Here is a 10619-nt window from a genome sequence, read left to right as displayed (position 1 = left end):
TCAACTTGATCTAGTCGAAAGACAGAAAACTGACAACCAAAATCAGCGAACTACACAAAACGAAACAACCCTCTCGCCGGTGAGGGGGAGAGGGATGGTGTTATTGTCTAAGGAGGTAGGGAGGAAAGGAGGGCTACTTGTCGTCGTAATGCCCGTAGGCCGAAAGCACATCCACATAAACCTCAGTCTCAAAGATTTCGTAAATCAAGCGATGCTTCTTTGTGATGGTACGGCTCCATTGGCCATTGCGGTCGCCTTTCAGTGGTTCAGGATGACCAGTGCCCGTTTGGGGATGCTCTTTCAGTTCCTTAATAAACTTATCGGCTTTCTTGTAGGCGGCAGGCTCAGAACGTTTCAGTTTCTGAAGGTCTTCAATAGCCTTTGGAGAATAGATAATCTTATACATCAACCCACTCTTTGTAGAAATTCATCTAACGACTCATCAGGCAACATCTCAACACCTTCTCCACGCTTGATTTGTTCTCTTGCCTCATCTACACGGGCAAAGAACTCCTCTTTGGTGAGAAGAGTTGGGTCTGCTTCTTTCTCAGAAACGAGTTTCCGCAAATATTTGGCGGCTCGCTTCAGCAGGTTTTCATCTTCAGCAATGATACTCATATTGCGAAGGATCTCTGCATTCATCTGTATTGCTGTCATGTCCTCAAATAATTATGTTTCCTGGCTGCAAATTTACGAATAATTTCTGAATAATCAAAGAATTCGCATAAAATAACATGAAAGTTAAACGTTTTCATTAAGCCAAATGAGTAGAGTGGAGCTTCTTCGCTTCTTGCTTTCTTTAAAGGTGCTCAGGCGAGCAAAGCTCGGAGGTCTTAGACTCTGCCATGGCGAGAAAACGAAGGATGAAGTCCCACCCTTTAAACCTGAAATTAGTATGAGTCCGTAAGATAATCAGCAAAAAGTATTGGAATGTGAAGGAAAAAAGTAACTTTGAGGCTTTGCCTCGAAAGTAGGCTGCATCCAGGAAATGCAAATAAATGCCAATTTATTTGGTATTTCGCTCGAATTGCACTACCTTTGTCGCCCAGAGTGATCGACAGCTTTCTTGTCAATCTTTCGAATTAGCAGTTCAAATAGGTTAAATGTACAGGAAAGGATGTCTTGTCGGCTCACGCATGCCATAACGGAAGCGTGGGCTTTTTGGCATTACATCTGTACATGGGCACCTAAACTGCTAAGCCCGAAAGATTGATGTGTGCTAATGTAACAAGTCCACGTCTTCCGTTTTCCTATGTGTTTTGCAAACGCTTTGATATGCGTTTTGTCCTTTTTCCATTCTGATAGTATGGAAATTATCAGAATGTTACATGTGGAAATACTTAAATAAGTTTAATTTTTAAATAAAAATGAAGAAGAGAAACGAAGACGACCCAGAATCTCTGGGTGGACGCGGCGCCCTGCTGCCCGCCGATGTCCTGAAAATGGTGAACGAAGTGTTGGAGCAAATGCACCGCAAAGACAAAGATCACCAAGGCAGCATCGTATTTAATATCTATGGGAAGGGAAGCCAGCACATAGATAACCAAATCAATATCGGGGCCCACCCTGGCCCTCTCCAACGGACGGAGAAAGTGGCAGGGGACTTGCCTAAAGAACTTGCCACCGACAAGGCGATGGAACTGTGGAAGAAAGCGCAGGAGGCAGGTTATGTAGACGACAACTACCAACCACTGATCTCCCGTACACAGGCGGCACTCTTGGCCGACACCATGGCCGAGCGGCTAAGCATCAAGGAGAAGTGGAAGATGTTTGAGGGGCTGTGGAACCGACGCAACACCCTGCCCCGTTACGTGATGCTCCACCTGACATATAACTGGCAGAAAGTACCTAAGAAGAATGAATAAAGACTTTAATACCTACAAGGAGGGGCTGGACCTGGAGTTCCTGCGGGAGTACTGCATGGAGCACGGGGAGCGGCGCGTGATGGAGCGGGGCGAGACGCTGGAGGAGGCGGGCGAGCCGGCACAGTGGGTGGCGTTCGTGGAGCGGGGCTGCTTCAAGTACATGGTTCACCGCTCGGCGACGAAGGAGACGCTTGGCTCGTCCAAGAACGACGAGGAGGGCAAGGACTACTGCACGGGCTTCGCCTTCGAGGGCGAGTTCGTGGCCGACTTCCCCTATTGCCTCGACGGCGACGTGTCGGAGGTGAGCATCGAGGCGGACATGCCGTGCGAGGTGCGCGTCATCAGCGGACAGGAGCTGCAGGCGCTGTTCGACAACGACCCGAAGATGGCGAAGATGGACGTGAAGATCCTGAAGAACCTATTCAAGATGGTCTATGCCCGCGACCTCGACCACTACCGCTACACCGCCCGCAGCCGCTACCGCCGACTGCTCGAACGCTGTCCGCAGGTGGTGCAGATGCTCTCGCTGAAGGACATCGCCTCGTTCCTGAACATCACGCCTAGCTATCTGAGCACACTTCGCAAGGGCCTCACCTTTGGCGAAAGGCTACGGGTAGGCGAACGCAGTTCGGGAATAGAGAAATAACCCCTCATCGGCTCAAAAGACACCAGACTGAGCCAAAATTTCCACGAATTTATAAAAATAATTGTAGCACAGCTGCATTTGTCCACCCTTAGTGGTGGACAAAGGGTGGACAAAAACAGTCCAAGTGACTGACAGTCAGGGGACGATGGCCAATGAGCCGTTTTCCACCCCAAAGCCTTGCCAGACTCGGATTTTTGCTGTACTTTTGCAGCCGAAATCAAATGATGTTATAGTATGAGACAAATGAAATGGTTCTTCATGACGGCCCTAATGGTGATGCTCTTCGGATGTACTGGGCAACATTCGCGTATGCTTAACGAGGTGGAAATTTTGTCACTGAGCAATCCCGACAGTGCCAGTACGCTATTGTCGCAAATAGACACGGCCACGTTGAGCGGGAAAGGGCGCATGCGCTATGACTTGGTGCGAGCCCTGGCGCATGAAGAGCGTTGGCAACGGTACTATGCCGATACAACCTCCTGCCTGTCGGCCGACTCAACAACGTGGAACTTCAATCGTACGGCGGTGTATGGGAGCGTTGATGAGAAGGCGTTGATTGCCGACAGCACGCTTTTGTACATATATTATTATTATGAACACGCAAGTCTTGGCGGCACGGCGGATGACCGTGATGCCCTTCGACGCTTTGGGCGCATCTGCTTGGTACTGAGCCAATGGCATAGTGAAAAGGCCAATACCGCCAAGTTCCTGCATCTGGCCATCCACTGTGCCGAGGCAAGCGAAGACCATGCCCTGGCCTATCGCGCTTACCGTCTTTTAGCCCAGCGTTCCAAGGATGTCATGCAGCTTTTATTTCTGACCAGGGCCTTGGAGCATTACCGCTATTCGCCAGACCATACACGCTGGCTGCTGACGTTGCTCAACGACTATGGCAATGCCGTCCTCCAGAATGGTCCATTCGACCTTCATAATTTTCCATCCTTAGAGCGCACTGCTGCCCTCGTCGCCCGTCATCATGAGGAAAAGCCGACCCCAGCTCTCTGCGATTCCGTGTTTCAATGCTTGGACTCGTTATGGGCTTTACCCGCTCCGAATCATACGTATATGTCTGCTTATAGTTATAGTGACGACACCACGCACCAGATATTAGAAATCAGCATACCAATTGATATGTACGAAGAGGCTCTGCAGGGAATTGACGCGAAGGGTGAAAGAAAGCACAATCCGGACTTCAAGTCAGTCTGGCAGAACGCCGTCAACGCCTTCAGCACTTCACAGGACACCTACTTGGCCGCTGGCTATGTGATGAAAACCGCCTCCCTGCAACGACGCCTGATGACGGCAACCATCGTCATTCTCCTGTTGAGCCTGCTGTTGCTTGCGCTCTTCTTCCGCAATTGGCACATCAAGACACGGCAGCGCCAAGAGGCAGAGCGCATTGCCCATCAACACGAGACCGAACAGCTGGCCGAACGCCTACGACAAAAGGACACGATGATTACCATGCTGCGCGGGCACATCATGGACAAAAGCGAGATCCTCGACATGCTGGAACCAACGGCAGGCAAGCGCACCATCATCAATGCCCGCAATTGGCAGGAAATCGAAATGACGCTCGACACCGCAGACGACCAGTTCGTCAGTAGGCTGCGACGCGACCACCCGGATTTTTCGGAAGATGATATTAGGCTGTGCATGCTCTCACGGCTGAAGTTGTCGAACACGGCCCTATCGGCCATTTACGTCATATCCGTCTCGGCGGTACAGCACCGTAAGCAAAGACTGAAACGCGATGGTTTCGGCGTAACCGACTCGAACGTAACCTTCGACCAAGTAATAGCAAACTTCTAAACTACAATTCATAATGGAAATCAATCTCATTCGATGCGGATGGCTCCGCATCCTGCCCTTGCTATGCCTTTTCTTTGGCATACAGACCGTGCAAGCCGACATCATTCATGGTCGTGTGCTTAATGCAGAAACCCACGAACCTTTGTACGGTGCCCATGTGGAAGTGACAGAGGAAGTCCCCGACTTATGCACCGTGAAGTGGGTCCGTTATACCGACTCGCTAGGATGTTTCACCTACAGCTGTTGTGGCGGGTCACGCCTCACGTTTCGTGCCCGTTTCCTTGGCTATAAGACCAACGTCGTCCGCATGAAGGGAACGGACGCGGGCGACACTATCCACATTGACGACATCCTGCTACAGCCCAGCGAGGTATTGCTGAAGGAAGTGCTAGTAAAGGGCGCACAGCGACGCTTCTACATGCGCGGCGACACGGTGGTATTCAACCCTGGTGCGTTCCAAATGGAGGACGGCGACCGTCTGCTGGACTTGATTCGGAAGCTGCCGGGCGTCACCATCGAGGATGACCAATTGCTTTGGAATGGCAAGCCGCTTCGAATCAGGATGAACGGCAAGGAGGCGCTGAGCGAGGACTTGCTGCTGAAACGGTTGCCGGTGGAAGCCGTGGCTGACGTGAAGGCATACGAGCGGAAGAGTGAACTGGAAGAGCGCACGGGTGTGGCCGACGGCAATCAGCAGCAGGTGCTCGACGTGACCATCAAGCCGGGATTCATGGATAACTGGTATGGCAGCGTCGAGGCTACTGGCTACACAAGCAAACACTACGGCGCAGAGTTCGACGGTATGCGCCTAAGCGATTCCGACCCTGTGATGCTGTTCGGGCATGTGGGCGACGAACCCAAAAGAATTTTGACGCACACCATGGGCAGTTTTGGAGGAGAGAGTGGAGGAACCGCCGTGCGGCAGCAGATGGGATCCGTTGGCTACAAACACGCCTGGCGACCGAACTACGAGGTGAAGGGCGACAGCTATCTGACCCTGACCGCTGGGGGCAATCATACTGACCGGCCGCAAAGCAGTTGGGAGAACGTGCAGACCTTCCTCCCCGGTACCACCCCCACGCAGACTGACAGCCAGCGTGACAGCTACGAGCATCAGTTCAAGGCACCGCTCGACTTCTCGGCTTTCCTTAATCTGAGTCCCAAGAGTACGCTGTATCTGACGGCTCATGCGGGATATGAAAGAGGCGAGACCAGCAGGCACGAGGAACAAGAGACGTTTGAAAGGCGACGGGTAGGCGACGGCACGTCGGGAATAACGCTTTCGCTTACTCCCGTCAACACTTCCACTTTCAGCTCCCTGTCGGCAACGAGACTGTTTAATGGCACCATCGGCGGTAACCTGACTTACTACACGCCAAAAGGCTCCATCACAGCGAGAGCCAGCGTAGGCTACTCTGACGCAAAGGAGCACGGCAACTCCACAGGTGAATACCGCTACCAGCAGACGGCTACGCAGGCCACTGACCGTCAAAGCTACGAGGCCCCGAATCGCCACCTGAACGCCGCCGCACAGCTCGGCTTCAGTCACGGTTTTACCAAGCAAGCCATGTTTCATGCACAATGGATGTCGGCCTACGACCACAACTTCCGCGATGAGCAACGCCTGCGGGCCGATGTGATTGACGCGGCCAACAGCTTCCGCAGAGAGGATGACCAATGGCTGAACGAACTGAAAACCGATGCCAACCTGACGCTACGGAAGATTACGCTGAAGCCAGCCTTTGCACTGACGCACCGCCACGAGCAAACAGATTACCGCCGTGCTGCCCTTGACACCGTAGCCCGCCGTAACCTCTTGCTCCTGCGTCCCTCGCTAGAACTGACCTACCGCACCCGTCAGCAGATGAGCTTGAAAGGAAATGTCTCATACGACGAGCGCCCTGCCGACCTCATTGACTGCATCGCCTATACCGACAACACCAATCCGCTGTTTATCTACGAAGGCAATCCAGGCCTCACGACCACTCGGACGCTCAATGCCAGCCTCCGCTATAACTTCATGCTCACCCGTGGCAGTCAGGCTTTCGGCATCGCCGTGAATTACGCCAAGACCTACGACCCCATCGGCACCGTACTGCATTACAATTCGCAGACGGGTGGCTATCGGGCGCAGAAGCAGAACGTCAGAGGTGGCAACAGCTGGGGCGCGGAACTGAGCTACGACCGCACGCTGGCCAAGAACCTGCAATTCCAGAACACGTTGTCCGAGAATTGGAATGCGTCATACGGCATCCTGACGATGGTGGACGAGCAGACGGGTCTCAGCTACAACCGCCAGCAGTCCTCGCATCTGAGGGATAGACTGGGGCTTATCTATGAGATAGACCATCTGACCGTCTCGTCCTTCCATGAGTTCAACTGGGAACGCTATGCCTACAGCGACGCGGCGCAAAACACAGAGAACATCTTCCGCTACTCCACACAGCTGAACGTCCGCTATCACCTGAAGCAGTGGACATTTACGCTAGACCCGCACTTCTACCTGAATCGTGGCTACCTCTCAGACGCGATGAACAACAACCTGTTCGTCCTTAATGGTGAAGTCAGCTATAAGTTCCTGAAGAACCGCGCCGAACTCATCCTTGCTGCCCGCGACCTCCTGAACAAGGAAACCGACTACAGCTCCGCCATCACCGCCACTACTCATACCGAGAGTGGCAGGAGTTTCCTCCATCACTACGCCACCCTCACCTTTAGGTATAAACTGGAGGCAAAGAAAGGTGACACAGGGACAGTACGTTGACACAACGCAGAAACATGAGTCCAAAGCGAGCCTCTGATGATTAGTGGCTCGCTTTGATTACTACAATGGGTAGTTTTTATTATCCAAAAAAGATAATCGTTTTTGGATAATTGCATGTTCTGTCATTCAAAGTCCCAGTCCGTTTCGTAATGGTCGAAATGGATGCCCTCGGTACTACCAAAGCTGGCGAGGATTTGCATGATGTCATCCTGCTGTTTGGGCGAAAGCTTGTTTTCACCGTGATGATAACGGTAGTAGGGACCCATGCCTGCGCTAAAGTATGAGCGCACACGCTGACGGGCCTCCGCCTTATGGTATTTGGGCACATTATCATATAGATGACTAAATCCCCAAGCCTTCCTCACCAGTCGCTTCTCGCAGTAGCAAGGACATTCGTCCTGCTGCCAGGCTGTAGGAAACACAGCCTGACCAATGAACCGATCCTGCTGGTTCGTCAACACATTGGCCAGATAGTGCATACAATTCTCCTTGCACTTGCAAGCATCGTTGAAACATCGGGCATAGCCCCAAGGAATGTTTTCTGCTTTCAATTCTTTTTCTTCCATAACTTTTATTTTTTTCAATTTTCAACTTTCAACTCTCAATTGAATTATCCCTCATCTCTCCCATAATCGCTGGAATCGCCTTTGTACAAAGGGGTTTGAGCACGGGAGGGATTATTTTCATCCCTCCCATATCTCTCCCTTATCTCTCCCGTCACCCTCATGCGGCCTTTAGTGGTATGACCTCGTAGTAAGCTACGTGGGAATGCTCCTTGTGCTTGAAACCAAGAGCCGAGATGGTCTTTCCAAGCCTGACCTTGTTGCCAACGGTGTTCTGTAGAGTGGGGTAGTCCTTCTGCATGAGGCTAATCATCTCGTCACAGTTCATCGTCTTCACCACCTCACCCTCATGAGGCTGACGGAAGCAAGCCACAAACATCTCGCCCAGGTCCTTCTTCTCCATAAAGTCCTGATTCAGCTGCTGAATGCGGGCCACCTCATCGTTGTTGAACCAATAGGGTGCTTTCTGTTCCAGCAGTTCGTACATCACCTGCGCATACAGCTGACCGTAGTCAATGTCGCCCGTGTTGTCAATCATCTGTCCGTCAGGAATCAGGATGCAGATGTAGCGACGCGAGCCTGTGACATCCTTCAGCGGATGACGGTTGTTGGTAGTTGCCACAAACGAGGCAAATCGCGTGCGGTCCTCCTGGGCACGTCCGAAGATGGGACGTCCGTTTACCTTGCTGACACTCAGCGTCTGCTTCAGCGACGACTGCTGAGAGGGACGGATGGCGTCTAGCTCGTCCAGATTGACAAAGAGGTTGTTCGTCAGCGCCATTTCCTTATCGAACTTGTTCGACAGGTTCAGGTGGTCCAGATAGTACTGACGCAGATGCTGAGGCAGCAAACGACGCACGAAGGTCGTCTTGCCACAGCCCTGACTGCCAATCAGCGTTGGCACACACTCGTTGCCGTGCAGCATGTCCATCTGCATCCAGTGGGCCACAGCCGAGCGCAGCCAGATGGTGAGGTAGTTCAGCTGTTCAGAGGTGATGCCTGGAATGCGAGAGAAGATGCGGGCAATGTGGTTCTGTCCGTCCCATTGGGGCAGACTGCTTAGAAAGCCTTGAACAGGATTGTGCTCAGGAACCTCCTCCGACTGCACATATTCCGTAATCTCCGCTTTCGGACTGCCCTTTTCCATCACCTGTTCGCGCTTGGCACGAATCACGATGCTGTTCAGAGCAGCCTGTGTCAACGGCCTGTAAATCAATTCAGCCTCATCAGAGGCGCCAGAGAGTGTTGCCCCAGTTTCCTTGGGCAGCATAGCAAATTCAACCTTTCCGTTCAGAACATTCCTACGGAAGTGATAGTTCTCGTTGAGGAACAACTCGATGACGAGCGTTGCCTCCTGTGAAGCAGCGAGTGCCTCAGCAGTAGTGGTCATGTTTTTGTCCATTATAAAGATTTTTAAAGATTATCAGTTTCCTTTTTGCCTTTTCCTTAAGCAATATTTTCACGCTTTTCACAAAGTGTTTTTCAATGGGGCAAAGTTTCGATTAAACGAGCGAAATACCAAATTCATTTGAGTATTTCCGAGTGCCCAGTAAGTTCGCCAACTTGTTGGCAAAGTTACAAAAAATAATCATGTCCTGCAAGTCTTTCCTGATTTTATTTTCAATTTATTTCAAATGTTAAAATCGACGTCAATAGTCGATAGGTGAGATGAAGGGAGTGTTGAAGGGAGAGATATGGGAGGGATGATGGGAGGGATGAAAATCGCAAAATCCCTTTATTTAAAGGGTTTTTCGTTATCCGACGGGAGAGATGAGAGATTTTTAGTGAAGAGTGAAAAGTGAAGAGTGAAGAATCGGCTTACGCCAGTGAAGAGTTAAGCCCAATAACCTGACATTATCTGTCAATAAGGCTTGGTTATTGTGCGAAAATGCAGCCTTATTTGCACCAATTATTCCCAGGCAGGGAATTGTTCATTCCCAAGCTGGGAACAAAATATTCCCAGTTTGGGAAAAATTAATCTCTTTGGAGAAGAGGGATTATCTCAGAGACCAACAAAAAACAGCGTACCCAGATGGATACGCTGTTCTTATTATAAATAATGTGTAATTACATTAGTCAGCCAGCTTTGCCTTAATGAACTCACGGTTCAGACGGGCGATGTTGGCGATGGTCTCGTTCTTCGGGCAGACAGCCTCGCAAGCACGGGTGTTGGTGCAGTTTCCGAAGCCTGCCTCTTCCATGGCCAGAACCATGGCCTTAGCGCGCTTAGCGGCCTCTACACGGCCCTGAGGAAGCAGGGCGAGCTGAGACACCTTAGACGACACGAACAGCATGGCAGAGCCGTTCTTACAAGCTGCTACGCAAGCACCGCAACCGATACATGTAGCGCAGTCCATAGCCTCGTCGGCATCCTCCTTAGGAATGAGGATAGCGTTGGCATCCTGAGCCTGACCTGTGCGGATAGTGGTGTAACCACCGGCCTGGATAATCTTATCGAAGGCACCACGGTCGACCATACAGTCCTTAATCACGGGGAAGGCAGCTGAGCGCCAAGGCTCTACGGTGATGACATCGCCATCGTTGAAACGGCGCATGTAGAGCTGACAGGTTGTAGCACCACGCTCAGTCAGACCGTGAGGCGTACCATTGATATAGAGCGAGCACATACCGCAGATACCCTCGCGGCAGTCGTGATCGAATACGAAGGGCTCCTTGCCCTCGTTGATGAGCTCCTCGTTCAGGATGTCGAGCATCTCGAGGAACGAGGTATCATCGGGAATATCGTGCATCTCGTGGGTGTCGAAATGTCCCTGGTCCTTGGGGCCATTCTGGCGCCAGAACTTTATTGTAAATGAAATATTCTTTGCCATAATTTTAATTATCTTCGATGATTAAAAGCTGCGCCTCAGCAGAGTTCAAGCGAGCTTGACTCTGCCTTCGGCTTGCATATTAATTCTTATAGTTACGTGTCTGTACCTTGATTGCCTCGTACTCCAGTGGCTCCTTGA

9 protein-coding genes are annotated in these 10619 nt (G+C 51.4%); 4 read left to right on the top strand and 5 right to left on the bottom strand.

Features of this window, described 5'->3' with window-relative positions; genetic code table 11:
* Nucleotides 1–133 precede the first annotated feature (133 nt).
* Together Q0R57_RS14100 and Q0R57_RS14095 are read right to left on the bottom strand one after the other, a co-directional pair.
* Nucleotides 134–406, bottom strand: a complete 273-nt coding sequence (locus Q0R57_RS14100; RefSeq protein ID WP_294749052.1) for a Txe/YoeB family addiction module toxin — start codon at nt 404–406, stop codon at nt 134–136.
* On the bottom strand, nt 406–657 hold the full coding sequence (locus tag Q0R57_RS14095; RefSeq protein WP_294749050.1) for a hypothetical protein: 252 nt from the start codon (nt 655–657) through the stop codon (nt 406–408). The genes Q0R57_RS14100 and Q0R57_RS14095 overlap by 1 nt, the downstream gene beginning before the upstream one ends.
* 710 nt (nt 658–1367) lie before the next feature.
* Here Q0R57_RS14095 and Q0R57_RS14090 point away from each other — a divergent pair.
* The 4 genes from Q0R57_RS14090 (at nt 1368) to Q0R57_RS14075 (ending at nt 7087) form a co-directional block, all read left to right on the top strand.
* Nucleotides 1368–1865, top strand: a complete 498-nt coding sequence (locus Q0R57_RS14090) for a hypothetical protein (protein WP_294749048.1) — start codon at nt 1368–1370, stop codon at nt 1863–1865.
* The gene (locus tag Q0R57_RS14085) at nt 1858–2511 is read left to right on the top strand and encodes a Crp/Fnr family transcriptional regulator (protein ID WP_366516874.1); all 654 of its coding nucleotides are present in this window, start codon (nt 1858–1860) and stop codon (nt 2509–2511) included. The genes Q0R57_RS14090 and Q0R57_RS14085 overlap by 8 nt, the downstream gene beginning before the upstream one ends.
* Nucleotides 2512–2745: 234 nt before the next feature.
* Entirely contained in the window at nt 2746–4323 is a 1578-nt protein-coding gene (locus Q0R57_RS14080) for a hypothetical protein (protein WP_294749044.1), read from the top strand.
* A gap of 13 nt (nt 4324–4336) precedes the next feature.
* A complete protein-coding gene (locus Q0R57_RS14075; protein ID WP_294749042.1) occupies nt 4337–7087 on the top strand; it encodes an outer membrane beta-barrel protein in 2751 nt (916 codons plus the stop codon).
* Between the two features lie 122 nt (nt 7088–7209).
* Here the strand turns inward: Q0R57_RS14075 and Q0R57_RS14070 are convergent, their stop codons facing one another.
* From Q0R57_RS14070 to Q0R57_RS14060, 3 genes are all read right to left on the bottom strand, one after another.
* The gene (locus tag Q0R57_RS14070; RefSeq protein ID WP_294749041.1) at nt 7210–7653 is read right to left on the bottom strand and encodes a DUF6078 family protein; all 444 of its coding nucleotides are present in this window, start codon (nt 7651–7653) and stop codon (nt 7210–7212) included.
* A 157-nt stretch (nt 7654–7810) separates the two neighbouring features.
* On the bottom strand, nt 7811–9052 hold the full coding sequence (locus Q0R57_RS14065; RefSeq protein ID WP_294749039.1) for a VapE domain-containing protein: 1242 nt from the start codon (nt 9050–9052) through the stop codon (nt 7811–7813).
* Between the two features lie 670 nt (nt 9053–9722).
* Nucleotides 9723–10481: a succinate dehydrogenase/fumarate reductase iron-sulfur subunit gene (locus Q0R57_RS14060; RefSeq protein ID WP_294749038.1), complete on the bottom strand. Its 759-nt coding sequence runs from the start codon at nt 10479–10481 to the stop codon at nt 9723–9725.
* Between the last annotated feature and the right edge of the window lie 138 nt (nt 10482–10619).

The organism is uncultured Prevotella sp., assembly GCF_946407605.1.
Taxonomy (GTDB): Bacteria; Bacteroidota; Bacteroidia; order Bacteroidales; family Bacteroidaceae; genus Prevotella.
Note: the sequence above shows the minus strand (reverse complement) of the source record. Positions and strands in the feature narration are given on the sequence as shown.

Bases quoted from the DNA above. Each gene is read 5' to 3' on its own strand.
- Q0R57_RS14100 (WP_294749052.1), bottom strand. From the start codon at position 406: ATGTATAAGATTATCTATTCTCCAAAGGCTATTGAAGACCTTCAGAAA.
- Q0R57_RS14095 (WP_294749050.1), bottom strand. From the start codon at position 657: ATGACAGCAATACAGATGAATGCAGAGATCCTTCGCAATATGAGTATC.
- Q0R57_RS14090 (WP_294749048.1), top strand. From the start codon at position 1,368: ATGAAGAAGAGAAACGAAGACGACCCAGAATCTCTGGGTGGACGCGGC.
- Q0R57_RS14085 (WP_366516874.1), top strand. From the start codon at position 1,858: ATGAATAAAGACTTTAATACCTACAAGGAGGGGCTGGACCTGGAGTTC.
- Q0R57_RS14080 (WP_294749044.1), top strand. From the start codon at position 2,746: ATGAGACAAATGAAATGGTTCTTCATGACGGCCCTAATGGTGATGCTC.
- Q0R57_RS14075 (WP_294749042.1), top strand. From the start codon at position 4,337: ATGGAAATCAATCTCATTCGATGCGGATGGCTCCGCATCCTGCCCTTG.
- Q0R57_RS14070 (WP_294749041.1), bottom strand. From the start codon at position 7,653: ATGGAAGAAAAAGAATTGAAAGCAGAAAACATTCCTTGGGGCTATGCC.
- Q0R57_RS14065 (WP_294749039.1), bottom strand. From the start codon at position 9,052: ATGGACAAAAACATGACCACTACTGCTGAGGCACTCGCTGCTTCACAG.
- Q0R57_RS14060 (WP_294749038.1), bottom strand. From the start codon at position 10,481: ATGGCAAAGAATATTTCATTTACAATAAAGTTCTGGCGCCAGAATGGC.